The organism is Microbulbifer maximicatervae (SeqCode) (assembly GCF_052467385.1).
Genome location: NZ_CP174311.1, coordinates 367,244 through 393,357, shown reverse-complemented (window position 1 = coordinate 393,357; position 26,114 = coordinate 367,244). Strand labels below are relative to the sequence as shown.

At 45.9% G+C, this 26,114-nt stretch carries 21 protein-coding genes; 7 read left to right on the top strand and 14 right to left on the bottom strand.

Going from position 1 to position 26,114, the window contains the following annotated elements; all coding sequences use genetic code 11:
* Positions 1–126 precede the first annotated feature (126 nt).
* Positions 127–2,001 carry an MFS transporter gene (locus ACJJIR_RS01800; protein WP_444907115.1) on the top strand — a complete coding sequence of 625 codons (1,875 nt, stop codon included), beginning with the start codon at positions 127–129 and terminating at the stop codon, positions 1,999–2,001.
* A gap of 107 nt (positions 2,002–2,108) precedes the next feature.
* Here the strand turns inward: ACJJIR_RS01800 and ACJJIR_RS01795 are convergent, their stop codons facing one another.
* Complete coding sequence (locus tag ACJJIR_RS01795) at positions 2,109–3,143, bottom strand: IS481 family transposase (protein ID WP_444905427.1); 1,035 nt, start codon at positions 3,141–3,143, stop codon at positions 2,109–2,111.
* A gap of 1,203 nt (positions 3,144–4,346) precedes the next feature.
* On the opposite strand from ACJJIR_RS01795, the gene ACJJIR_RS01790 reads away from it, so the two are divergent.
* A complete protein-coding gene (locus ACJJIR_RS01790) occupies positions 4,347–5,654 on the top strand; it encodes an NAD(P)/FAD-dependent oxidoreductase (protein ID WP_444907114.1) in 1,308 nt (435 codons plus the stop codon).
* Positions 5,655–6,216: 562 nt separating this feature from the next.
* Here ACJJIR_RS01790 and ACJJIR_RS01785 read toward each other — a convergent pair.
* The 4 genes from ACJJIR_RS01785 to ACJJIR_RS01770 all read right to left on the bottom strand — a co-directional run bounded on the left by ACJJIR_RS01785 (position 6,217) and on the right by ACJJIR_RS01770 (position 9,566).
* A complete protein-coding gene (locus tag ACJJIR_RS01785) occupies positions 6,217–6,936 on the bottom strand; it encodes a cysteine hydrolase family protein (protein WP_444907113.1) in 720 nt (239 codons plus the stop codon).
* A gap of 1,720 nt (positions 6,937–8,656) precedes the next feature.
* Positions 8,657–8,968 (bottom strand): cupin domain-containing protein, encoded by a 312-nt coding sequence (locus tag ACJJIR_RS01780; RefSeq protein ID WP_444907112.1) that lies wholly within the window; start codon positions 8,966–8,968, stop codon positions 8,657–8,659.
* A 48-nt stretch (positions 8,969–9,016) separates the two neighbouring features.
* Positions 9,017–9,316: a hypothetical protein gene (locus tag ACJJIR_RS01775; protein ID WP_444907111.1), complete on the bottom strand. Its 300-nt coding sequence runs from the start codon at positions 9,314–9,316 to the stop codon at positions 9,017–9,019.
* Positions 9,317–9,419: 103 nt separating this feature from the next.
* On the bottom strand, positions 9,420–9,566 hold the full coding sequence (locus ACJJIR_RS01770) for a hypothetical protein (RefSeq protein WP_444907110.1): 147 nt from the start codon (positions 9,564–9,566) through the stop codon (positions 9,420–9,422).
* Between the two features lie 70 nt (positions 9,567–9,636).
* Here ACJJIR_RS01770 and ACJJIR_RS01765 point away from each other — a divergent pair, with 70 nt between their 5' ends.
* Positions 9,637–10,230: a TetR/AcrR family transcriptional regulator gene (locus tag ACJJIR_RS01765; RefSeq protein WP_444903287.1), complete on the top strand. Its 594-nt coding sequence runs from the start codon at positions 9,637–9,639 to the stop codon at positions 10,228–10,230.
* Between the two features lie 69 nt (positions 10,231–10,299).
* Here the strand turns inward: ACJJIR_RS01765 and ACJJIR_RS01760 are convergent, their stop codons facing one another.
* The 3 genes from ACJJIR_RS01760 to ACJJIR_RS01750 are packed head-to-tail and all read right to left on the bottom strand — an operon-like array spanning position 10,300 to position 14,649.
* On the bottom strand, positions 10,300–11,484 hold the full coding sequence (locus ACJJIR_RS01760; protein ID WP_444907109.1) for a hypothetical protein: 1,185 nt from the start codon (positions 11,482–11,484) through the stop codon (positions 10,300–10,302).
* An 11-nt stretch (positions 11,485–11,495) separates the two neighbouring features.
* On the bottom strand, positions 11,496–12,311 hold the full coding sequence (locus ACJJIR_RS01755; RefSeq protein ID WP_413663521.1) for an outer membrane lipoprotein-sorting protein: 816 nt from the start codon (positions 12,309–12,311) through the stop codon (positions 11,496–11,498).
* Complete coding sequence (locus ACJJIR_RS01750; RefSeq protein ID WP_444907108.1) at positions 12,292–14,649, bottom strand: efflux RND transporter permease subunit; 2,358 nt, start codon at positions 14,647–14,649, stop codon at positions 12,292–12,294. Before ACJJIR_RS01750 ends, ACJJIR_RS01755 begins: the two co-directional genes overlap by 20 nt.
* Before the next feature lie 726 nt (positions 14,650–15,375).
* On the opposite strand from ACJJIR_RS01750, the gene ACJJIR_RS01745 reads away from it, so the two are divergent.
* Complete coding sequence (locus ACJJIR_RS01745) at positions 15,376–16,677, top strand: M20 family metallopeptidase (RefSeq protein ID WP_444907107.1); 1,302 nt, start codon at positions 15,376–15,378, stop codon at positions 16,675–16,677.
* 126 nt (positions 16,678–16,803) lie between these two features.
* On the opposite strand, the gene ACJJIR_RS01740 is transcribed toward ACJJIR_RS01745, so the two are convergent.
* The gene (locus ACJJIR_RS01740) at positions 16,804–18,279 is read right to left on the bottom strand and encodes a DEAD/DEAH box helicase (RefSeq protein ID WP_444908396.1); all 1,476 of its coding nucleotides are present in this window, start codon (positions 18,277–18,279) and stop codon (positions 16,804–16,806) included.
* A gap of 461 nt (positions 18,280–18,740) precedes the next feature.
* Between ACJJIR_RS01740 and ACJJIR_RS01735 the strand changes: the two genes are divergently transcribed.
* A complete protein-coding gene (locus ACJJIR_RS01735) occupies positions 18,741–19,343 on the top strand; it encodes a GNAT family N-acetyltransferase (protein WP_444907106.1) in 603 nt (200 codons plus the stop codon).
* 197 nt (positions 19,344–19,540) lie between these two features.
* Here ACJJIR_RS01735 and ACJJIR_RS01730 read toward each other — a convergent pair whose 3' ends face one another.
* From ACJJIR_RS01730 to ACJJIR_RS01720, 3 genes are all read right to left on the bottom strand, one after another.
* Complete coding sequence (locus ACJJIR_RS01730) at positions 19,541–20,110, bottom strand: cysteine hydrolase family protein (RefSeq protein WP_444907105.1); 570 nt, start codon at positions 20,108–20,110, stop codon at positions 19,541–19,543.
* A gap of 254 nt (positions 20,111–20,364) precedes the next feature.
* Positions 20,365–20,589, bottom strand: coding sequence for a DUF7661 family protein (locus ACJJIR_RS01725; RefSeq protein ID WP_444907104.1), 225 nt, complete (start codon positions 20,587–20,589; stop codon positions 20,365–20,367).
* Between the two features lie 175 nt (positions 20,590–20,764).
* A complete protein-coding gene (locus ACJJIR_RS01720) occupies positions 20,765–21,817 on the bottom strand; it encodes a hypothetical protein (protein WP_444907103.1) in 1,053 nt (350 codons plus the stop codon).
* A gap of 317 nt (positions 21,818–22,134) precedes the next feature.
* Between ACJJIR_RS01720 and ACJJIR_RS01715 the strand changes: the two genes are divergently transcribed.
* Together ACJJIR_RS01715 and mmsB are read left to right on the top strand one after the other, a co-directional pair.
* Entirely contained in the window at positions 22,135–23,646 is a 1,512-nt protein-coding gene (locus tag ACJJIR_RS01715; protein WP_444907102.1) for a CoA-acylating methylmalonate-semialdehyde dehydrogenase, read from the top strand.
* Positions 23,647–23,664: 18 nt separating this feature from the next.
* The gene (gene mmsB, locus ACJJIR_RS01710) at positions 23,665–24,558 is read left to right on the top strand and encodes a 3-hydroxyisobutyrate dehydrogenase (RefSeq protein ID WP_444907101.1); all 894 of its coding nucleotides are present in this window, start codon (positions 23,665–23,667) and stop codon (positions 24,556–24,558) included.
* A 67-nt stretch (positions 24,559–24,625) separates the two neighbouring features.
* Here mmsB and ACJJIR_RS01705 read toward each other — a convergent pair whose 3' ends face one another.
* Positions 24,626–25,156, bottom strand: coding sequence for a hypothetical protein (locus ACJJIR_RS01705; RefSeq protein WP_444907100.1), 531 nt, complete (start codon positions 25,154–25,156; stop codon positions 24,626–24,628).
* Positions 25,157–25,286: 130 nt separating this feature from the next.
* The gene (locus ACJJIR_RS01700; protein ID WP_444907099.1) at positions 25,287–26,009 is read right to left on the bottom strand and encodes an SDR family oxidoreductase; all 723 of its coding nucleotides are present in this window, start codon (positions 26,007–26,009) and stop codon (positions 25,287–25,289) included.
* Positions 26,010–26,114: the final 105 nt, after the last annotated feature.

Genomic DNA, 26,114 nt, shown 5'->3' with positions numbered 1-26,114 from the left:
TATTCAGGTACAGATTCGGATTTCAGCCAAAATGCCATAGCTGCCATAGGCTTCATTGAGCCTTTAACCAGCAATCTATAGCGCCACAGCCACCATGCGGAGCACTGCCCACAAGAGCGATAAATAATGGCTCAAAACCAGTTTAAGCTGCTCGGTACGCGGCGTTTCCTGCCGCTGTTTGTAACCCAGATTGTTGCAGTTTTCAGTCGTAATATGTACAAAAATGGGTTAATAGTCATACTGGCATTTCGTATGGCTGAAGAGGAAGCTAACACGCTGATCAATATTGCCATTAGCCTAATGATTCTTCCCTACTTCCTCTTTTCCTCCTTGGCAGGACAAATCTCCGATAAGTTCGATAAAAGTAAGCTCATCAGAATCTACAAATTGACCGAAATAGGCATAGGTATCGTGGGAATTATTGCGATGTTTACCCAGCATTATGCCCTGAGCCTGGTGGTCTTTTTTTGCTATGGCACATCCTCAACACTTTTCAGTGCGGCAAAGTTTTCCCTGATACCCCAGCAATTAAATAGAAGTGAGCTACTTGCTGGCAATGCATTGATCCAAATGGGATCCTTTATTGGTACCCTGACCGGAACAATTGTCGGCACTATATTGGTCGGATTTACCCATCCCGGCCAACACGGATTGACATTTATCGCGGTCATTTTGATATTCATGGCCCTCATTGGTTTTCTGGCAAGCTGCGCAATTCCCAAAGCCCCGCCTTCATCCCCTAAACTGCACATCAATTGGAACCCGGTGGCACACGTCATACGTGTCATGTACTTGGCATGGCAAACACCTCCAGTGTTTTACTCCATTTTCGCTATTTCCTGGTTCTGGCTGACAATCACCGCATTCCTTGCGCAGATTCCCAACTTTACCCGCGATACTCTTGGTGGAAACGAAGATGTTATCACGTTCTTACTGAGCAGCCTCACTGTAGGCACTGCCTTGGGGTCGTTGCTGTGCAACTGGCTATCCCGAGGTCGTATCGAATCGGGTTTAGTGCCATTGGGTGCTATTGGCATCACTTGCGCTGGATTAGCGCTGGGTCTCCAATCCGATAGTTTTCAAACACTTCCCAACGCAAACCCGACTCAATTTTTTAACCATCATGGTTCCTATTGGATCCTTCTCAATATGGCGCTACTTGGTATTTTTGGCGGTATTTTTACTGTTCCTTTGTACGCAATGATCCAAGACCGATCAAGTGTAAAGATCCGCTCGCAGATTATCGCAATCAGCAATATGGTCAATGCGTTATTTATGGTGACAGCTACTCTCGTGAGTATCACTTTCCTGGATATCCTAAAGATCTCTATTCCCAAATATTTCATCATTATCGCTTTACTAAATCTGATTGTGGTCACCCTGATTTTTGCCAAGCTGCCAGAGTTCATCATGCGCGGGCTGCTATTGCTACCTGCGCGAATCCTCTATCGAGTCAACCAGAAAGGACTAGATCAAATCCCCAGGGAAGGACCCGCCCTGATTATTAGTAATCACATCAGCTTTCTAGATCCAATAATATTAGCGGATACCGTCGAGCGTTATGTGCGCTTTATCGCACATCCTAAAATCTATAAATCCCGCTTACTGCGCTGTATCTTGCATATGAGCGATGCCATTCCCATAGGCTTGGATCTCGATGATCCAAATAGCCGTGAACGCACTTACAAAACCATAGTGGAGAGCCTGGAAAATGGGGAATTACTCTGTATTTTTCCTGAGGGAAAAATCAGCGAAGATGGCGAGTTGCAGCCATTTCTGAAAGACCTTGAGGAAATTTTAAAGCGCAAGTCTGTTCCGGTTATTCCCATTGCCTTACATGGAGCCGGTTCCCAAGCCGAGAATTCAGTGCAGCAGTTTAAAAAGAAAAGAAAACGACGCTTATTTCCCGAAGTTCTTGTTATCGCAGGGCAACCGGTAGAGAGTATTAATACAGATTCGGAAAGCCTACAAAAACAAATGCGAGATCTTAAGGAAAATTAATAGGAAGGAACGATAGAAAGGAGAATGCGTACAGAGGCTTAGTTGTAGTAGTTCAGACTTGATCTGACAGTTACCGGTTTCTCAGGAGATGCTCTGTCAGGTCAAATTCAGTTTACGAGCTTTTCCTTCCAGATGCTTTTTCCATCTTCAAGAGTTGCTAACGGTGTTCGACCGCAACACTTCTTACCCTGATGAGTTCTCTCATTATTGTAATATGTGAGCCACTCGTCCAGATCCGTTTGTAACTCTTCTATTGATCCATAGATCTTGCGGCGTAATGAGGGTTGGTAGAACTCTTGTAAAATGGTCTTATGGAAGCGCTCACAGATTCCATTAGTTTGTGGATGTCTGGCTTTTGTCTTAGTGTGTTCTATTTCGTTCACACTTAGATATAACTGGTAGTCGTGCTGTTCCAATTTGCCACAATACTCCGTACCGCGATCAGTTAGGATACGCAGCACTGGTAGATCATGTAAGGCATAAAACGGTAGTACACGGTCATTCAGGAGGTCCGCCGCAGTGATTGGCGTTTTGGTGGTGTACAGCTTGCAATGAGCCACCTTTGCATAGGTATCGACATAGGTTTGTTGGTAAACACGTCCGACGCCCTTAAAGGTTCCTACATAGAAGGTATCCTGAGAGCCCAGATAACCTGGGTGTTGAGTATCAATTTCACCGCAGGCTTCATCATCATGCCGTTTTCTCTCCAAAGCCTGAACCTGTGACTCTGTGAGGATCAGTCCCTCCTCAGCGACCTTGGCCTCAAGTGCCTTTAATCGCAATTTGAAGTTAGCCAGGTCATGCCGTAACCAGATACTCCGAACGCCACTAGGGGACACAAATACACCGCGTTTACGCAGTTCATTGGAAACTCGAACCTGCCCATGGGCAGGCTCTTGGAGGGCATAAGTTAACACGGCCTCTTCAATGACTGTGTCAACACGGTTCTTGTGGTTGGGCACACGCCGGTTCTTCTCAAGAAGGGCGTCCACACCGCCACTTGAAACGGCTTCCTTATAGCGATAGAAAGTGTCTCTCGACACACCCAGCATCTTGCAAGCTTTGGAGATATTGCCGAGTTCTTCTGCCAGATTTAGCAATCCGGTCTTGTGTTTGATGATGCGATCATTAGTATGGATCATGGGGTTTATCCTTGGTTTTGCTTTTAGGTTTAGGCACCTTCATCAAAACCGGTAAACCCCTCTTTTTCAAGAGGATGTGTCAGATTTGGTCTGAACTAATACAGCTTAGTTATTCTTAGCTCAGAAAATCAATAATTCCTTTATAGTACCTGAAGCCAAGTTGTATATTTAACTGACTCATACTCACAGTAGGAAGCTACGCGCGCTCCTTCTATAGCATTCTCATGAGAGAAAGTGCTTTCTAGAGTTCGCCAATTTTCTATGTCTCGATCACTCTCATCACGGTGAAGCCACTTATAAAACTCCTGGGGTGAATCGCTCAAATATCTACATAGGTACCTGACACCAATTCCCTACGGATTAAGGGCTGCCCACGCGAATCTTTCAGAAATACTTCCCACTTTTTAGGGAAGCTTCCTCCTTCTATAATTTCTTAACCTATTTTCTTAAACATTTTATCTCATTATCATCATTTTGAGATTGAGATTGAGATTGAGATTGAGATTGAGATTTCGCTGCCTTTGTCATACTTATTCTACGGCTGGGCCTCTCGACCAATTTGCCTTCTCTACTTTCAGTTGATTAATGAGAACTACCACTCTAACTTTGAAATCTCTTGTGTATTCAATATACATGTTCTTCACTCTGTATTTTCACCATTTTTTTCCTACCCTATCCAAAAGGTTGGCGTCTACTCAATAGAGATAGATTTCCCACGCCCACGCCATAGCGTTGTGAATGTGGGCTACTAACCCGTTGCTGGGCGCGTACCTGTATCGCGGCTTTTGAATAAAACCTGCAAGAATGGCAATCCCTGCGACATTGGGCCCTGTTCATAGATCCATAGGACTGTGGTGGCCTGTTCGCTGCAGAGGCGGCAGACAAAGTGGAGCCCTGTGTGTGCGCACTACCGTAGAGAGTTGCAGCCAAGCCTCTATCATTGATGTGATCAGTAGCAATGAGAAGCCACACCCAAAGGTAAACCTGCGTAGAAATGGCTAATGACGGCAGTTACTTACCCGCGATAACGAAGCGGAACACAGCCAAGTGTGATAATCCCGTACTAGCCTAAATTACTTTATCGCCGTTAATTCTGAGTTTTATGACGTCAAAATTCACACCGACAAGCACCTATATACAACAAGAGTTATAAAAAGATTAGTGAGTCAACTTTTTAAGTAATAAACAGGATGACCAACCTTCATGAAAAAGATTGTGATCATCGGTGGCGGAGCCAGCGGCCTTCATTTAGCAACTCGACTTGGACGCCATTTTAATTCCAGTCGGATGTTTGGGCTTAAGCGTAAGGCCCCATCTGTTCAGATCACTTTAGTCGATAAGAATCGCACCCATATCTGGAAGCCCCTAATCTATCAGGTGGCCACTGGCACATTAGATACCAGCATGGATGCTCTTAACTACCATATTCACGCCAGCTCTAATGGCTATGAATTCCAGCTCGGCTCACTGCAATCCCTCGACAGGAAGCGCCAGATTTTGACCCTAGGGGCGGTGCTGAATGACAAAGGCTGCGAGCTAATACCTCCGCGCGAGCTAGAGTACGACTATCTAGTGATCTGTGTTGGCAGCATAAGCGATGACTCCAATACACAAGGGGTGCGCGAGCACTGCATTCCTCTCGACAGCATTGAGCAGGCACACAAATTTCACAAGCAACTGCTCGATTACTTTTTATGTCTAGAAACACACCCCGATAGGACATTACAAATTGCTATTATCGGCGGTGGCTGTACCGGGGTCGAGCTTTCTGCCGAGCTGGTGGTGGCTATTAGACAGATTGGTCAATATGGGCGTATCCATACCGGTGCCATTGACATTACCTTAATCGAAGCCGAGCCTCATCTACTACCGAGATTACCGGTAAAATTGGGCAAAAGCGCCGAGTGCGAACTATGTAAAATGGGGGTTCGTGTACTTACTAACTCCCATATTACCAGTGTCAGTGCCAACAGCCTCACTACCGATGACGGCAGAGAAATACCAGCAGCAATTCGAGCCTGGGTCACCAGGGTTAAGGCACCGGAGTTCCTCACTCAGCTGGATGGTCTCTTCACCAACCAACTCAACCAGGTAGAGGTGAAAACCACCCTGCAAAGCAAAAATGACCCCAATGTCTTTGCTATAGGGGATTGTGCCAGCTGTATCGACGGTAACAAGCAGCGTGTACCATCACGTGCACTAGCTGCGCAACAGATGGCCAAGCTCTGTTCCAGCAACCTGATCGCCCTGATAGAAAATAAATCCCTGGGGCACTTCTATTACCGGGATCGTGGTTCGCTTGTTTCTCTTAGTACAAACACTGCTGTAGGAAACTTAAGGGGTCCTTTTGTAAGAAGAAACCTTACTCTTGAGGGCCGTATTGCCAGTTTGGCCTACCACTCCCTTTACCAAATGCACTTGGCGGCGATCCACGGCTGGCCCAAGGCCATACTGCTCTATTTACTTAGCAAGGCCAACCGTGCAATGAATCCCCGTCTTAAATTGCACTGATAAGGACAAACAAAAAACTAACACGATAAAAAAAATGGCTACACACCGAGGCCGCCTTGTTTAAGGTTAATCCCCACCGGGGGGTCACTGAAGTAGTGCCAATGCATAGGATACTGACGCGCCAGCAGAGCAAAAGGTCTTCAGAGATCGGGGAGTGGGCTCATTAGTAATATCGACAGGAAGACAACCTCCCCATGAAAGAAATTATCTCCATACACAACTGCTTTACCTCACGTCGCAGGTTGCTGGTATTGGTTCCTACAGCCTCTGCAGTCCTAAAAAATGAATATCCTTGCTCAGAGACTAGAGCTCAGACACCTTTCTTGAATTCCAGCTTGAATTTCTTTCGTGTACTTTTTGTTTTCATACTTAACCTCGCTTGACAGTTTTACTATCTTAGCGAGGTACCCGGAAGGATCGAACCTTATTTTCCTCAGGGCCTACCCAAGGACCGACCTGCTTTACCGCCTAAAACTGCGCAAAATTTTTAGGATATGGCAAGCTATTCGAAATAGTTTAGACAGAAAACTATATTCAAGATAAACCAACTCTAAAATATTGTTTATGGCGAGCCATGTGATACCCCCACAAAATACAAAATCTTGTGGTCAGCGATATAACCATAACCATCTTTAAATATTGAAAGTGCATGCTTAGCAAGCTCACAATTGGCACTCCAAACAGCATCTTCCAAAACATACGTCTTGAAGCGAAATGAAGCACTTTGCGCAGTAGCCAGGACACATATGTGTGTTTCCACGCCAACAATAAAAACCGTATCAACCCCTAAACTTAGCAATTCCTCTTCCAGGGAGGTACCAACAAAGCCGTTATAAACATGCTTATCAACTACAACTACACCCTCTTCTGCCATCTGCCAAATAGGCTCTATTATTTCCGCACCCCAAGTACCTAACTTACACGGGTAGTGACACCTACCTCTATTTTCCTCGCCACGAAGAAAAGAATTACGATATTTATGATCTGGCTTAATAACTGTCTTCAACAGAAGAACAGGAATCTCTCTCTCTTTGGCAACCCTCATAGATAAAATAATATTATTAACTACCTTTTTCAGATCATCACCTTTGCGGATGATCCGCGGACTCCAATCTCTACTTGGTGACGGAGTTTCAAGCTCAATATTGCTGGAACCCTGTCGCCTACGGTCGTAATAGCCCCCCGCGCAACAAAAATCGTTTTGCATGTCGACAACAACCAGAGCCGCGCTGATATTTGTTGACAGGTAATTTACCACATTGCCATCTCCATCATCAGCCATACTCAAGTCTTAGTTGTTAAGGTTATCGATGAAACAAAACTGTTATAGCAGCCCCTCGGAACCACAGCAGGACTATCTTCTTAGTCTTAAATCGTGATACTTCGGATCGCGCTATCCGCCTATAGCCCCGTAATCACTATGCAGTTCGTAAATACTGGCAATTTTTTCACATCTTAGCCCCAGATCTAAGTCGTTGAAAATTATGTCCATGAGATGCCAGTTAAACTTATGGCGCTTCCAACAGGCAATTTAATAACCGTTGCTTCGTCTATTTCTTCTATTTTATTTAAATTTAGGAATGTCAATGCTGCATTTACCTGTAGATTGATAGCCTATTTTCGTGATGACTGGCAGTAGATTAGACCTGGATACTGTCTGGCATCTCTAAATGAAAATTCTATTTGAAATCTTGACTTGCAATAGGTCATCCAGTTCTGCGCCTGTCGAATACAGCAGTGAGCGATCATCTTTGTCGCCATTAATAAACTTTAGCATCACAACCCGAGTAGCTCTTTTCAATAAGCTGACATAGGAGTCTTTGCGTAAACCTCAATTATATTATTCGGAGCGCCAACATGTTTAAAACGACTCAAATTGGCAACAAAGTCAACCGTTCCATCGTATCTTCTTGGTCAACCTGTGCTGCTGTAAGCACTTTCATACAGCTACCGCAAGTCAGCGTCAGATCGCTACTTAACAACGAGATTTAACCTGACTGAAATAATGACCAAAATATATTTCGCCCTGGTGTAGAAAGTATCTGCAGCAAGATAATTAATATTTAGATAAAGGAATTTTGGTATATATTAGAAAGTATGGTGAGTATATAGCTCAATTTGAGATAAACCTTCTTCGTACAGTACCTGCTGGGCATCCATGGCATTAACAGTATTCGACTTCAGGTCAGTGACGCTAATCATAGAGATTTCAAGGCCACGGTGTGAGGCTCCGAAACCATCATTGTAATACCTGCCTGATTTCTCAGTCGTGTTTTCTGATTTACAGATAAAAACGACATCTTTAACAACCATATATTCATGGTTGCTTGGGAACGTCTGCCTGAAAAATTCTACATTGAACTTACCGAAATAAAAATTACGACGAGGCTATCGACGATTGCATTTTCTCATTAGCTAAACTGTACCGTTTCACGTTCAGAAATGTCACCTTTCCTGAAAGTACCATCGGTACAGCAAGTAGCGTGAGTATGACGTTTCTTTGTAGTTTTTAATTGGAAATTCGAACGAAAATAACTTTCACTACATCTTCCATGGGCAGGAACTGCACCAAATAGATCTAAGAGCCTTATTTTCTCAATATCTGTTCATAACTCCGACCCATTTCACCTCTTAAAACTACCTGAAGTATTGTAATTAGTACCATCTAATAAAATCTGCAGACGAGCAGTATGAACCTCATATCGGATAAGCTGGATATTAAAATTAGCCCAATTGATATTTTTCAATTTATCGTCTATTTATACCTAGCCCTATACAGTCTACAGTCACTTTCCAATATTACTGATTCTACCGCTTTACATTCAGTAATATTGGTATTTAAATGACAAGAAATCGACCTATACAGTCATCCTGAAAAAGCAGACACCTTACGCTAGAGATCGCTTGAATGCAGATCCCAATTGTGAGCCGACAGGGATGCTTTCACAGTATATTTCGAGTGTAATGTCTTCTTTAAGGCCCAGCAGGACATAAACTTCCCCTTAAATACTACCCTCAGACTCGACTACCAAAATGCGGGCCTCTCCGATAGGATGTGCCACATGCTCAGTGCCTTCAGAAGCATAAAATATATCACCAGGCTCCAACAGGGTGGACTCTATCCTTCCCTCTATTTTAAAAAACATCTCCACGCAGCCATCGAGTACAGCAAAAACTTCTTGTCCATCATTGATATGCCAAACATAAGGCTTATCAGTCCAATGCAACCGGGTAGTAATGCCATTCATATTGGCGATTAATTTAGATGCCCAGGGTTCTTCACCTGTAAATTTTCTACTTCGAAAAATATCCACAGTTGCCACTCTAATTACACATTTCGATTTATGATTCAAGGATAACTATTATTCTCTGTCAGCCCCCACTTGCACCTGTGAATTTTCACTGACTGCTTCATCACAAGTCTCACCACCAGGTTCATCCACTCGCCTTACGCCAAAAGTTACCGTCGGCGGTATTCCCATACCCAGGTCAATATCGGCAACCCGGTAATTACAACCCTTGGCTTTCAAAATAGCATTGACCTTTTCCTGCTTTTCAACAGCCTTAATCACAGTATTTGCTAGGACTTCATCGCTACTGAATGCAGTTACTGACTCGTTAACTTTTTCACCAAGCTCCTTAGCTTTTTCAAAAATTCCCATAATGCTTCCTCTCTCCCCTAATTATTGAACGGGGAAATCATAGGTGAAATATCAAAGAGAGGAAACTGGATAGTAACACTCCATACGGTAACTCACCCCTAACCTAAATGCTGAACATACCTTTGTTCCAAATTGGTCCGCCACCATCGACAATCTTGCCCTCTAATTCAGAAGCCTTGGTCACGCTCTCCCGGCTCAAAGACTGCCAAGCTCTCTGACTAACCATCCACATTAGTGAAATATCAGTCAAAAACCTGTCCTGTCTTGCCCACCCCAGATTGATGTGTCACTATCATTTTTTTGAGGTTTGGTAACGATAAATGAGTGGGCGCAAGCAGTTCGATGAGTCACAAGTACTAGACAAGGCCATGCGCGTTTTCTGGGAAAAAGGCTACAAAGCAACTTCCTTGTCGGATCTTGAATCGGCCATGGGACTGAATAAATCCAGTATCTACAACACCTTCCAAAGCAAGGAAGGGTTGTACGGCCGCTGTCTGGAACATTTCCACACCCAATATGCCTGCGATGCTATGGATACTTTGAACCACCCGGACTTCCGCACAGCCATGGGCGGCTTCCTGGAAATGCTTCAGTCAGGTATGGAGAGCTCTGAAACTCCTGAAGGCTGTATCGCTACTATGGCAGCTATGGAGGTGGGCGCCAGTGAAGGATTTCTCGCTGATCTGGTAGCCAAGGGTACCAATGATATGCTGAACCGGATCGAAACCCGTATGCAAAAGGCTATTGACGATGGCCAATTGCAGGCCGGTGTCGATTGTGCCGCCCTCGCCGCGATGGTTATGGCGGTAAGCCGTGGCGTAGTGGCCCTGAATAAAGGCACGGGCAGTACTACAGCAGGCAAAAACAGTTACCAACAGCTATCCACAATTCTGGACCAGTATACACTTCCCTAAAAAAAGCCCACCCCAAAACTTCTTGCCTCTTTGGGGTGGGAATGGGGGTATTCCTGTGAGAATTAACTTTTAAAAATAGCGACGTAATTCCAACTGAAAATAGTCGTCGTTGCGCAAATTGTAGGTAGGGTCTTCTTCATCGGCATTACCGAAAAAACGCGCCTCTGCTTCCATTAACCAGCGGTCATTTAGTCGGTGGGTCAGTTCCAGATTGGAAAAACGACTACCGTTATCCAAATCGGTACTTACGGCAAATAAAAGCTCCGTATCCTGGGTATTATTTAGGGCGTATCGCGCACCTATTGCAATGTCATTTTGACTGGCCGTAGACCAAGGTCCGGTACGATCATCAAATTGATACTCCATTAATACCCCAAGATCTGAGATCGTTTCGCCAATACCGTAAAATGTATATTCGAAACCGCCGACAGCCGCTGTCTGGCGATCTTCACCGCGAGGTTTAAATGAAATAGCTTCAAACTTCCACAACCAATCTCCACGGGTAGTTTGGATGTCCACACCCGTCTGATCGATCTGTGCATAGTAAGGCGCAAGCAAGCCATCTTCCGTAAGCAATAATAATGGATCCCGATTAGTACCGGAAAAATGGCTGAGGCCCAGGTCCCAATCTCCAAGTACATGGCTGTAACGCAAGGCCCAATCTATATGCTTCTCCTCCCGGTCAGATTGATAGACCGCAGCATCCTTATCCACCGGCAGCGGAGCACGCAATCGCCCTTCCCGGCCAGCAAACTGACGCTCGCGAAAGCCCAGTAAACCGTACACCTCCAGTGTTCCCCAATCACGCTCCATCAGGAGGTTAATCATGGGTTGGCCAAGCTTGTCTTCACCATCGATATTTTCCAGCGCATCATCCTGGTTAATCACATCCACCAAATGCACGGTTTCAGTAACTCCCCAAAATACTTTGCGCACCCCGGCGTAAAGCTCGAAACTATCGTAAGCTTTCCACCAGTAAAGCTCGCCGAGATCCGCGTGATTGCGATCGCTATCCTCACTGTCCCAGCGCCCAAAGACACTGGCCACAACACGCTGGTTTCCATCGTCAAAATCCCGGTAGTACTCGAGATTTAAAGACGCAGAAAGACCGGCATCACTTTGTGCTGAATCCAAAGGGTCTGCGGTGAATGCGCGGGCCTCCAGGCCCGCATAACCGCTCAACTCATTTGCTCCAGCCATATGACTCAACGCCGCCAATAGTGGCAACAAAGTGAGTATTTTTCGGTTAACCATGGGCGCAATCCCTATTTCGCCCTGGAGAGACTATTTTTGGTGAAGTCGCGATCGGTAAAACCATTGCCAAATACCCAGTCGCCGTACAACAACTCTGTGGATTTACCAGTCTGATGATTAACCATTTCCATTTTATTGGCTCGCCAGTATTGATCGCCGTACTGGTTGTAGTCGGAAATCGTGAGGGTCTTCATCAGGTCCCCTTTTCGGTCATAATAGTCGGTTCTCCATGCGCGGTACTCCTCTGTATCAACCCAAAGGTGTTGAATGGAATAACCGGATTTAGGATCAACCGGGTCCAACTCCAGAACAAAGTGATCGCGGCCATCGAAAGACTCGTTGCGCAGATATTTGTAGGTGTATTTCTCCACCTCCTGTGAGGCGATATCTTCATAGGAGAATTCACTACCCATAAATGGTCCAGACTTGTTACTGGAGGAAATACGCTTTACTCGCTTTAAAGCAGGCAAATAGAGCCACTGGTCATCGGAGCCCACTTTATGAGTAAAGGACAAAAATGCTGTGCCCTTTACATCCCGAGGGTTGTCAAAAATCACCAGGGATTTATCTCCGTCATTTTCCTGCTCCAGAGTTTTGGTGCGCATAGCCCGCACACTCTCCTCACCATATTTATTGCGCAGGGTCATTGTTAGGCTGTTGCTGAGATCGCCGAATCCCAAGTCGCGGCGGTCCGCCTCCTTGGCAATTTCCAGACCTTTTTCTGCGGCCAGATCCAGTTCACTGGCAGAAACAGATAAAGCTGCCAGAGCCAGGGCACCTGCTAGGGCCCGTGTCAAAAACGGTTTATTAGAGCGGCTGGGTTGCATAGTTTTGCTCCTTATTTTCAATAGAGGTAATAGCGGGGTCGTATGCCTTGGCATCGAGCTTCATCAAGAGAATCGGAAGAAGTAGGAAATCCGCCAGCAAGGCCATCAAAATGCAAATTGCGGTCAGAAGTGCCATGGAAGAATTCATACCGAAGGAGGACTGGGCCAACACCATAAATCCGGCAATCAGAATGACTGAGGTCACAACTATCGCTACACCCACTGAAGAGAAGGCGTAACGCAGTCCATCCTCCACGTTATAGCCTGCACGGCGCTGGCGCAGGTATTTACTGAGGAAGTGCACTGTGTCATCTACCACAATACCCAGTGCCATACCGGTCACCATAGTGACAGCCACATTGACTTCAGCTACCAGTGCACCCCAGAGGCCAAATGCCAGGCCGGCCGGCAACAAATTGGGAATTAAGCTTAAGAAACCGAGTTTAACACTGCGCAGGGCAATACCAATCAGTGCAGAAATTAACACCAGCGCAACCAGAGTGCCCACCAACATGCCCTCCATATTGCGCTCGGCAATATTGGCAAACATGATCGCCGGACCTACACCATAGGCAGTTACACCAATGTTTTTCTCCAGCCAATTACTGCCGGCATCAGCTACCGTTTTGAGTTCTTTCGACTTGAGATTATCGAGAGTTACAATAATCTGCGTCGACGACTTAGCCACATTCAGCTGATTATTTAAATCCAAGCCATAGGGGAGAGACAGCTCGTACAGTAATAAATACTGGGCTGCCAATTCCTGGTCTTCGGGCAACCTGTAGTAGGCCGGATCGTCAGCATGCAGATTTTTGTTCAAGCGCTTGAAAGTATCGCCAATGGTATTGACATGGCGCACCCCGGGCTGGGCCTGCATCCACTCAGTGAAACGCTCCAGATTGGCAAGAAATTCCGGATTGCTAACACCATTGTTGTCACCGGATTCGATCGAGTAAATCAGCTGGTAAATACCAGATAGGTTGTCATTGATATAATCTGAATCGGTTCGGAACTCCACAGATTCATCAAAGTAACCAACAAAGTCATCATTAATCTCATTGTTTGGAATCATTGCCAGTAATCCCAACGAGACAATGACTCCCGCGAGTAATATCGGGCGCTGGCGGCGAATCACAAAATCTCCCAGAGTATCCATGGAGCGTCCAATTTTGGATTCACTGGCGCGACTCTTGGCTGGCAGTATCGCCATCAATGCAGGCAGTAAGGTAACCGATAAGAAGAAAGCCACCATCACACCCATCGCGGTAATATTACCCAGATCGTGGAAGGGAGGCGCATCGGAAAAGTTCATCGACAAAAAGCCAATGGCGGTAGTGATCGAAGTTAAGAACACAGGCCCCATGTTGAGCTGCAAGCTCTCTTTAATTGAATCGTGCTTGCTGAGTCCACGGCGCATTGCAGCAAACAGACTCACCAATATATGTATCGAGTCCGCCACTGCAAGAGTCATGATAATGGTGGGCGCAGAAGCGGAGGGCGGTGTCAATTTAACACCTATAAAACCGGCCAAACCCATGCCTGCGGCCATGGAGAAGACGATAACCAACAGCGCTGCAAAAGTCGCACTGAAGCTCCGCACCAACAAAAATACAACCGCAATAATCACCAGATACATGAGCGGAACTAAAGTGCTCATATCTGACTGAGAGGCTTCAAAAAATGCATTACTCAGTAAAATAATACCGGTCGCATAGACCTCTACATCGTATTTTGCCTCAATCTCTTCCATCAATGCCTGTGCAGCTTCAGCCGCTTCAGGGGTTTCATGCATGGATTTTTGTGGAAGCTGGAAGGTGATATTTATCCCTGTAACGGAACCATCATTATTTACCAGGCGCTCCTTCAAGGTGGGATCTGCCAGCGCTACAGCCTTGATATAGGCCAGGGTTTCGGCATCTAAATTGCTGGCATTTTCCACCAAGTCCTGTACCAGGAGGTCATCTTCCTCAGCAATGGTGTGCTGGAAGTTGGTGATTGAATCCACCCGCAGCGCATAGGGTAACAACCAGGATTTCTCGGTCATCTCCTCTACGGCTGCCAGGGCATCATTGGAAAAGGCATTGCCATCTTTAGGCACTACCGCAAACAGAATATTGTCATTCTTAGTGTAAGTGCGCTGGATTTGCTCATAAGCTTGTAGTTGAGGATTAGCTTCACTAAAGAATGCCCGGTAATCATTGTTGAAACCCAGGAATCTTGCTCCACTTACCGCAAAGAAGGCTAACAGTAGTGCGCCAATGGCTACCAGCCATCGATATCGAATAAGCCAATCCGCATAACGGCTGACCCAATTCGAAGGTAATTGGGGGGATGACATTAAATCAGCTCCTTCAAACAACTTGATAAAAAAATAATTAATCAACAACCTAAGAAATGAATATTTACTTACGGCCACAGAATCCCGTAATAGCCAATATAAGATCAGCTACAAAATTTGATAAAAAGGTACACTAATGCCATCAGCCAAACCGTAAATGTGGCCGAGACATCAATAAAGAGTTATCGCTTTAGGCGCTATAAGAACCACTTCTTTGTAAGTAATGGTAGCCAATAATCAGGCAAAGCTTAACTTTCCCCAACACAGGGGCGACCACGAGAGAGCCACCGAGTTAAGAGAACACCTAATTTACAGTGTCGTAAATCTAACAATAAATATAATAATTATTTATATATGCCTGAGACATACAGATATATTAGTAACCTGCCTATTGTTATCATTACAAATTAACTCGTTAATTATCCCCTAAGAAATAATTAGAGGGCTCGACAAGTTAAACATCTCTAATTATTTACAACCTATGACCAATCAGTATAACTTTCTGTGCCACTCAGTCTCGTGAAAACCTTGAGAGCCGCCTGCAACCCTCATTGTTCTGTGGTTATAGCTCTTTCCACAACATATGTAGAACATCTTGAACCGTTCGGTTCATCATGTCAACAGCGGAAACTCAAAATATATAAAGGCAAGCCAGCTCGAGGGAGTCCGTTACGCAAAATCTGGGGTAGAATCAGCCGACGATAATGAGAATGAAGGAATTGTGCTGTGAAAAAACTGCTCCTGCCCATCGCAATCGGTGCATCGCTGCTAGCTACCCATGCTTCTGCAAGCGATCCTAAGCCTCAGCAATTGCTGGAAAACACTGAGTCCAAAGTGATTGAGTGGCGCCGCCACCTGCATCAGAACCCAGAACTGGGCAATCGCGAATTTGAAACAGCCAAATATATTGAAAAACACTTACGTGCACTGGGCCTTGAAGTGGAAACCGGTATCGCCCATACCGGCCTTGTGGGCTTTTTGAGAGGCGGAAAACCGGGACCAACTGTTGCCTTGCGCGCGGACATGGACGCTCTGCCAGTCACCGAGAGAACCGATGTGCCCTTCGCTTCCAAAGCGAGAACCACTTACCAAGGTAAAGATGTTGGCGTTATGCATGCCTGTGGCCACGATACCCATGTGGCCATGCTGATGGGCACTGCCGAGGTCCTGGCAGGCCTTCGCGATGAGCTGGCTGGAAACGTCTTGTTTATATTCCAGCCCGCAGAAGAAGGCGCACCGGACAATGAAGAAGGTGGCGCGGAGTTGATGCTCAAAGAAGGGATCTTCAAGAAGTACAAGCCGGACGTGGCCTTTGGCCAGCATGTCACTTCCTCGCTACCCACCGGCGTCATCGGCTATCGCTCGGGCCCGCTTATGGCCGCTGCCGATGAATTCCGTATTACCATCAATGGCCGCCAAACCCATGGCTCACGCCCCTGGGGTGGAGTGGACCCTATTGTCGCCGCCGCACAAGTCGTAATGGGCACCCAAGCCATTGTCAGCCGCCAGATCGACATCACCAAAGAGCCCGCAGTCGTTTCTTTCGGACGTATTGACGGTGGTGTCCGCAACAATATCATTCCCGATAGTGTCTATCTGAATGGCACCATCCGTAATTTTGATATGGATAACCGTGCAGAAATTTTCAAACGCTTAAAAACCACTGCGGAGTTAATTGCTAAAAGCTCCGGTGCAAGCGCAGATGTGGAGATTCTGGAAGGCTATCCGGTAACGATAAATAATGCAGAGCTGACAGAAATGGCCCTGCCTATTCTGAGATCTGCTGTCGGCGACAAGAATGTTGTAGAAGTACCCAAAATCACGGGGGCAGAAGATTTCTCCTACTACGCCAATGAGGTCCCTGGCTTTTTCTATTTCCTGGGAGTAACTCCTAGGGATCAGGATGCCAGCCAAGCGCCAAGCAATCACTCACCGCTTTTCTATGTGGATGAGGATGCTTTGCGCAAGGGCACTGAAGCGCTGACCCTGTTAACTTTGGATTATATGGCGAACTATAAAAAACAGTAAATGTAAAAAGAGCCTCATTTTGAGGCTCTTTTTTAGATGCTTGTTACTCTTATAACTCGATATTAAAGATTACAACACCTTCGCAGGTGAATACCTTATTATCGGCATTAAGAGTCCAGCAAAATACTAGGCACTTTCAGAGCGCCCTCTAGTAGTAGGACGCCGTCTCGGAGCTCGTTGTGGTTTCTGTCCATCACTGCGACCAGCCTCAGCACCGCGCCCTTTACCGTTACCGCCCACGCGCTTGGCTGGGGCCCCTTTACCCGCAGAGGCGTTACCACTGCGGCCGCTAGAATTTCCACGCCCCTCAGGCTTACCGCGTCCATTGCCGCGGTTGCCCCGACGTTCCTCGCTATTGCCGCGCGCTTCACGCCGCCCTTCACTCTTCTGAGAGTTACTCGCAGGGCGCTTGCTGGAGCCGGGCTTTTGCAACCCACCCCGCTTTGGATTACCGGATGCGGGCACCTGGTGGTCCGGCTCAAACTCTTCAATTTCCTCACGCGGAATTGGCTTGCCGATCAAGCGCTCAATATCCCGAAGCTGCTTAATCTCATCAGCGCTAACAAGGGATACCGCTTGCCCCTGAGCGCCCGCACGCCCTGTGCGGCCAATACGGTGGACATAGTCCTCAGGCACATTGGGCAAATCAAAATTTACTACCTGGGGCAGTTGGTCAATGTCGATGCCTCGGGCCGCGATATCAGTCGCCACAAGAATCTGAACCTTGCCAGCCTTAAAGTCCGCCAGGGCACGAGTTCGTGCATTTTGACTTTTATTACCATGAATGGCTGCTGCCAGGATGCCGTCACCTTCGAGCTGCTTCACCAGCCTGTTGGCACCATGTTTAGTTCGACTAAAGACCAAGGCTTGGTGCCAGTTATTCACCCTAATCAAATGACTAAGCAGTTTCGTTTTTCGAGTCTTATCCACAGGATGGAGTTTCTGTCGCACCGTTTTAGTAGTGGAGTTGCGTGGACTGACATCAATTTCCAGCGGGTCTTTTACCAAGCCTTTCGCCAGCTGACGAATATCTGGTGAAAAAGTTGCGGAGAATAGAAGGTTCTGACGCTTAGCCGGTAAAATCCTCAATACTCGTTTGATATCGTGAATGAAGCCCATATCTAGCATGCGGTCTGCTTCATCAAGTACCAGGGCTTCTAAGCGATCGAAGCGAATTGCCCCTTGATTGTGCAGATCCAGCAAGCGCCCAGGGGTAGCTACCAAAATATCCGCTCCGCCTCGCAGACGAGAAATCTGGGGGTTGATCTTCACACCACCAAACACCACCGCATGGCGCATAGGCAGGTACTGGCTGTACCCCTGCACATTATCGAAAACCTGAGCCGCCAATTCACGGGTTGGAGTGAGTACCAGTGCGCGTACTTGCCCTTTTCTAGCGCGCTCCCCCTGGCTAAGACGATGCAACAGCGGCAAAGTGAAGCCAGCCGTCTTACCGGTACCAGTTTGGGCTGCGGCCATAATATCGCTGCCCTTCATTACCGCTGGAATAGCTTGTGCCTGGATTGGCGTAGGCGCAGTGTATCCCTGCTCTGCAACGGCACGGGCAATCTCCTGGGCAAGGCCCAGATCTTCAAACAACATAAAAAAACCTCGAACTGCGCCGCAGGCGCAATCAAACACACTCACTCCCCCTGAGGGAATGAAGAGAGAAATCGGAGTCGACATCGGGAGCCTGTATTGCTCCCAGCGTGTACAGCCGTCTAATCGCCAGTCCTCGTAACCGGCGCGCGGCATTCAGTAGAAATTTCCTGGAAGAATTTTTGAAAAGTTCCGGAGGGGCTACCGGCGGATCACCGGCCTACAAATGACGCAGCTGAGAAAAATCAGCGGCGGTACTATACCACACAAAGGCTGACTGTATAGTTTCACCCTGCCAAACTCCTTTCCTTTATAGGTTTATACAGAGCAGTTGTTGGGGAGGTCGTCTTCAGGACCGTAACATAGTTTCACGTTCGCAGCGCGAGCGTCTATCTTTGAGATACCCCATCCCGTTGCGAACTTGTAAAACAAAGCTGCTCAAAGCAGCCAGGATAGGAACCGTTATGTCACCCAACAACAGTGTGAATACTGAACACCAAGTTGAGCTGATCACCCTCGGCAATGGACGCAAAGTCTCGATACGCCCCATCTGTCGCAGTGATGGCCAGCTTGAGAAAGAATTAATTGAACAGTTGTCTCCAGAAACTCGCCGCGATCGCTTTATTGGCGGAAGCTGTAAAGCCAGCCAAAAGCTATTGGAGTTACTCACCGATAACGACCACCATGTACATGAAGCTTTTATTGCACTCTGCAGTAGTGACAGAGCACAGAGAGCCGTTGCTATAGCACACTACGCACTTGACGTTGACGGACGCGCTTGTGAGTGTGCCGTTGTGGTGAGCGATGACTGGCAGGGGTTAGGTTTGGGACGCTTAATGTTAAAGCGACTCATCAACTGCGCCCAGGATCAGGGGCTTGAACGAATCTATTCGATTGAGTCAGCACAAAATAGACGAGTGGACAGTTTCGCAAAATCCATGGGCTTTACCTGTAAAGCCGATGCCAAAGACTATACCCTGCTCACCTATACACTAGAATTGAAAACTAATCTTGAGACTAACGGCTTTAGTCATAAAGAGGAAATTTCCCGAATAAATTTGGAGTAAATTAGACAGCCCAATAAATAAATTCACAATTACAATTATCATTATGAAGCAGGTGCCTTTAGGACCTGTTTCGCTTGCTCCCTATTCAACTGACTTTTAATTTTTGTATTTTAAAAATCCAACAATATTACTTAATACACCAGTACATGAAACATGCCCCTCAGGAAAAACAATATTAACATCTAAATTATTAACACCTAGGGGCTCATAGCTCGTATCAACTCATCACTGGATAAAAACTTTACACCAATGTTTTTCATATCGACAATATTGGCCTTGGCAATCTCTATCGTTTGGGCTGAGGTTGCATCAGTAATAATGGTTACCTCGTAATGCAAGCAAACCGCATCATAAACTGTGGCCCTAACACAGTTTGGGTACTGAGTACCGGTAACAACTAGCTCATTAATTTTTAAACGTCTTAGAATGGAGTCCAGTTCAGTATTCATAAAACCACTAAACCTATTTTTAATGATTTTATATTCCCCCTCAAATGGTTGTAACTCATCTATAATTTTACATCCAGGTGTATTTGGAACGGCATATTTTTTATTAGTCATAAAATCCTGATACCTGAAATTTTCAATATCACTACCGTCCTCTCGATACTCCCGAACAACATGAAATATCGGCAGGTTATGCTTCCTGAAAAATTCTAAAACACGCCTAACCTTAGATATCGTAGAATAAGCACCAAAAATTCGACATGGAGCGCCCGGCAGAACGAAATCATTCTGCATATCAATTATAAGTAACGCTTTATTCATTGAACACCTCTCCTATTAAGACAATCTTCCCCGGTAGGAAATTAGTATGTCAGCAGCGCTCAAAAGACCAACCCATATTTTCTATTTGTCACATGAAAATATTCACTATTTACCTTATAAGACAGAAAGTAATAGTAGCCAACTTAAACACACAAATAACACTACCCGGCACAGGGAAAAAACTGATTTTACTTTAACCAATGAAATGGATTTAAAGCCCCCCTATTCTCATCTTTATTTACTTGCCAACATATTTACTCTACATCTATACGCACCACAACAGGGTACCGCTCACTTGCCCATTCATGGCAGATATCTGCCAAGTATTGGGCTAAATCTTTCTCACTAATTTCCGAAGGTATTGATATCCCGGCACTGCGACGCTTACCTTCATTGCCCTGATAGAATGTGGCCCAGCTATTCGACTGCCTTTCGATCAAAACCTCTCTACCAAAAACATTGAATTTAAGCTTTTTCATAAAGAACTATGTACAACTAAAATGCCTCAAAGCTATGCAATTGCTCACACAAATTTCACAAACCTATTTTCTTTGCATGGATACAATACGCTCTCGATCAGATACAATAAAGTATTTGCAGGAGTTAATTTAACTCCTGCAAACCCAATAACTTCTTCTTTTATACCACTCTTCTTTAGTCAAAAAAATCATCACACGCCAATGGCCCACTAAATTCGAGCAAGGCCTGAGGAATTTGAATTTGCTCCTTCAGCTGTCCAAATTGATACAGATAGAAGTTGACATCTGCCTGCATGGATTTCATATAACTCTGCTCACCACCAAAAATAATTACAGAGGGAAACTCCAGTGGATAAAAGCTGGCAATGTCTGCTTTTGCTTCGACAACTAACTTGTATGAAATTTTGTTAAGTTCAACTTGTAGATAACCTGAACAGGCGTCTGCTTCCCGCTTAACAGAGAAACCATTAAAAGCCGGTAAAAAAATCAGGTCATGCTCCTCAGAAACATATCGCCCCGCCCACATTTCAATCTCTGATTCACCCAGTTTAGCTCCGGTAATCATATAGTAGAGGTCATCTGTTAGCCCCATTGAATAGATCATACCGGCACTGGATTCTTTGTCATACCAGCCCTTATCCAATTGCGCATAGCCAGCACCGGCTAGAGACATAGAACCATCAAAATAACTGTAATTGACTGGGGTACCGACCGTATATAGGAACCACTTTCCTCCTACCCCAGGTATCTCAGGAATAAATCCAAAAGGGGTTTGACCGGGATTTAACCCATGCCAGTAATGGTGGTGTTCACCAGCCCACTCCATATTAAACAAGAAATCTGGATGTAAGACCTGTACACCCTGCTCATCGGCCACAACTACTCCCGGGACTTCATAGTAGAACGCATCAATGCCTTCGGGGTGCTTCAAGATCACTTCATCATAAAAGAGATCATACTTCGTGGTAGCTCCGGTCTCTGAAGAAAAAGCTAAATGGATATAGGCTTTAGGCTTGGCAACTGCAAAGTCAGGTGCAATATAGGTTTGTAAACTAACTTTGAAATATCCCACATCGGGAATTGCAATGTTATAGAACCATTGCTCGGCCCAGGTTTCGTCAGAGCTAGGCTCATGTGCACTTAAGTCACTTAGAGTGGTAGCACCAACAAATATGGGAGATATCATTAATCCGATTACAATCAGTATTCTTTTTATCATAAAATACATTGAATAATCCTCTTTTATTCTTCACTAGTTACATTACGACAACAACGTTTAAGCTGGACATTAATCCAAAGCCGAATTGCCAGTCACAAGATACTAGCCGTACAGTGCAAAATTATTTTTTCATTTCTTATGGATATTAATTATTTGCGATCTATTCTACAAAGATAATCAAATACATTTATTTTAATTTTTTGGTCAATCAACCTTCTACTCAATAAAAGTGGATAGTCATAAAAGCAGCGTGATATTCCTCTTTAATCGCGAATAAACACCTAAACTGTTGGATAAAATTCCCTCCTCTCGGCGCTTTAATTAACATGAATAAGAATATTCCTTCCAAGTTGCCAATATTGATTGGTGGTGAGTGGATTCAGTCCAAAAGTACTGAGTGGCTGGATGTAACCAACCCCGCTACCGGCGATGTTATTACACAGGCACCATTGTCTACCCCGACTGAACTGGAAAATGCAGTAATTTCCGCCAAAGAAACATTTGACCAATGGCGAAATACGCCGGTTACCGCAAGGGCACGGATTATGTTGAGGTATCAGGCGCTTCTGAAAGAAAATCAGGAGCTGCTGGCTGAAATCCTCAGCGAGGAAACAGGTAAAACTTTTGAGGATGCCAAAGGGGACGTCTGGCGCGGTATTGAGGTTGTTGAGCATGCAGCCAATATCGCTTCACTAATGATGGGTGAAACCGTAGAGAATGTTGCCAACACCATCGACTGTTACTCCTATCTACAACCTATTGGAGTTTGTGCGGGGATCACACCATTTAATTTCCCCGCAATGATTCCACTATGGATGTTTCCAATGGCGATTGCCTGTGGGAATACTTTTATTCTGAAACCTTCTGAACAGGACCCTGTCACGCCTTGCAAACTGGCCGAATTATTTGCTGAAGCTGGCGCTCCTGCAGGTGTTTTACAGGTAGTACATGGCGGCAGGGAACAGGTGGATTTTCTTCTAACGCATCCCGGCATTCAGGCCATTTCATTCGTTGGTTCAGTCCCCGTGGGGCGGCATATTTACCAGACGGGTACCCAGCACCTAAAACGAGTTCAAGCTTTTGCCGGTGCCAAAAACCATATGGTCGTGATGCCCGATGCCAATAAGGCTGCGGCTATTAATAATATTGTTGGATCATCCATCGGAGCTGCCGGGCAACGCTGCATGGCGATTTCCGTCGCTGTACTTGTTGGGGAGACACAACAATGGGTAGACGACATTAAAGACGCTATGTCAGCTATCAAGCCCGGTCATTGGAAGGATACGCAAGCGGGCTTCGGCCCACTAATATCACCCGCTGCTCGTGAGAGGGTGCTTGGGTATATCGCCCAGGGCAAAAAGGAAGGCGCCTGCTGTGTGTTAGATGGCTCTGAAATTACTGTCGAAGGGTTTCCCAATGGGAACTGGGTTGGTCCCACCCTATTTGCCAATGTTACCTCGGACATGTCGATCTATACCGACGAGATTTTTGGTCCCGTACTTTGCCTGGTAAATGCCGACTCCCTGGAAGAAGCAATCCAATTAATCAATAACTGCCCCTACGGCAATGGCACCTCAATATTTACGGCTAGTGGCGCTGCCGCACGCAAGTTTCAGCACGAAATATTAGTGGGCCAAGTCGGTATTAACGTACCTATTCCAGTTCCATTACCTTTCTTTAGCTTTACCGGCTGGCGAGCGTCTTTTTATGGTGATCAACACGCTTATGGAAAACAAGCTGTACGGTTTTATACCGAAACCAAAACTGTTACGGCACGCTGGTTTGACAGTGATATAGAGCATGCAGAGCATGCCAACTTAACCATACAGCTCAAATAATGTTACCCGGAGAGCAGCATGACTAAAACAGTCGCATTTTTAGGGTTAGGCCATATGGGACTGCCTATGGCCACCAACCTGGTCAAGGCGGGCTTTGAAGTTAAAGGGTTTGACCCGGTCACTGAAATACTGGATACCGCTGTAGAAAGCGGTATCAAAAAGTGTTCCTCTCCCCAAGAGTCCGTCGAGGAAGCAGATTTTGTGGTAAGTATGCTGCCTAATAGCGCGGCGGTTGAGTGCCTGTATATTGATACCGACAAACTGCTCGACAGTATTTCTCGCGACTGTTTGATTATCGACTGCTCCACTATTTCTTCCAACAGTTCTAAGCGCCTTATTCGTGAAGCCAGAATCAAAGGCCTACAAGCCATAGAAGCCCCGGTTTCCGGGGGGGTGGCGGGTGCTACCAAAGGAACTTTGAGTTTTATGTGTGGTGGAGAGGCCGGTGATGTCGACAGGGCCCGGGAAGTTCTAGAGCCAATGGGTAGCAATATTTTCTATGCCGGAGCAGCGGGATCTGGCCAAACAGCAAAGATTTGTAACAATATGCTGCTGGCTATTCATATGATCGGTACCGCTGAAGCCCTACAAATGGGGGTAGCTAATGGACTCGACCCCAATGTGCTCTCCGACATTATGTTAAAGAGTTCAGGAGCCAATTGGTCCCTACAAAATTACAATCCCTATCCCGGAGTAATGCCCGAAGTTCCAGCGAGTAAAAACTATAGCGGTGGATTTATGGTAAGACTTATGTGTAAGGACCTGGGGTTGGCCCAGGAAGCCGCCACTCAAAGTAAAAGCTATACGCCTCTCGGCTCAATGGCGCGCAATCTCTATGGAATTCTCAATTTGCGCGGAGGTAGTGATTTGGACTTCTCATCTATTCAAAAGCTATTTCAAGAAGTGGATTAGCCGCGTAGCAGGCTGGGTATCCACAACCCCAGCCACAGCTCCACTTCTCTTCAACGCCAGTTACTGGCTATGGTTGCATGACTTTACCGAGAATTCGGATTTCACGCACTTGATCCCACTCTATAGCAAAGTAGAACTTTTGTTTGCGTCCAGCATTACTAGGGATCGTAAGTTCTTCGGGGTTTCCTTTGCCCCTAAACAAGTTGGTTGCATAGCCATCCTGGTCAATAAGAATCACTGCCTCGGAGTTATCCAGGTCGATTAACCTCACAGGGAAGTCATTTTGATTTTTAAAACCAACTTCAACATAGCAACCACTCTCTGCATGGGCCGTCACTGCGATAACATCGGTTTCCAGATACTTATTGAGGTCTTCCAGGGTATTGATAAGAACAGAACCATCAGTACTCTGCCCTGATTTACGCCCATCAACCACACCTTCACTGGCGCCATCCATCAGGTTTTTGCCAAAACTGACGATGTTAGACATTACTGATTTTGCCGCTTCCGCAACGCCACTCTCTTGCTCATCTGTAATTTGCTGTGCAAACGCAGAGGAACATAAAATCAGGCCGGCAATTAAAATCGTTCTTCGCACTGGTATCTCCATGTCTTTTACTATCCCTTCCAGCCTAAGCCACTCCGATTAGCTGGCTTAAGCTGGCGATATTAACAAAAGAAATATTACTTGGAAAAACGATTAGTGCTTGGGCGGTACAAAATCAGAATTACTGTCCCTGCCCTGTTGCTGCAATTTGAACCTCTCGAATATTCACATGCTGGGGCTGGGAGTACATGAACAGTGCTGTGCGAGCAATATCCTCTGCATTAATTGCGCCACCAATGGATTCTTTCCATTGTTGATAGGCCTCAATAATTTCTGCTGAGGTAGTGTGGCTTAGCAGCTCTGTTTCCACCGCGCCGGGGCATATAGTCATTACACGTACTCCGCTAGGCGCCACTTCCTCACGCACGGTTTCACCAATAGCAGAGACAGCATATTTGGTACCGCAGTACGCGGCATGATTGATAAATGTTTTTACACCGGCAATAGAACTGATATTGATAATAGTCCCAGAGTGGCGAGCTTTCATATCTTCCAAAACCGCCTGCATACCGTTAAGTAAGGCCAATACATTCACATCAAACATTTGCCGCCACTCATCGGGGTTCTGGGTTTCAATATTGCCCAATAACATTTTGCCGGCATTGTTAATCAGGCAATCAACCGGACCAAACTGAGTCTCAGCCTCACGAATTGCCTCGCGCAAGGCTGCCATATCAGTCACATCCACTTTCCTGCAAAGAGTATTTGGCAGATTTAAAGCTTCCAGTTTGTCCACACGTCTTGCCAACAATAATAGAGGGTGCCCGGCAGCAGACATATGTTGAGCAATGGCAGCACCAATACCTGAACTGGCTCCAGTAATAACAACGAGTGGTTTGGACATGGGCTCTCTCTCCTTCAATGAGTTATCCCGACGGATAGTTTTGTTTAAGTAGACCCAGTATAGGAATTCCGACTAATATGATTAGCCCAACCAATCGGAAAACAT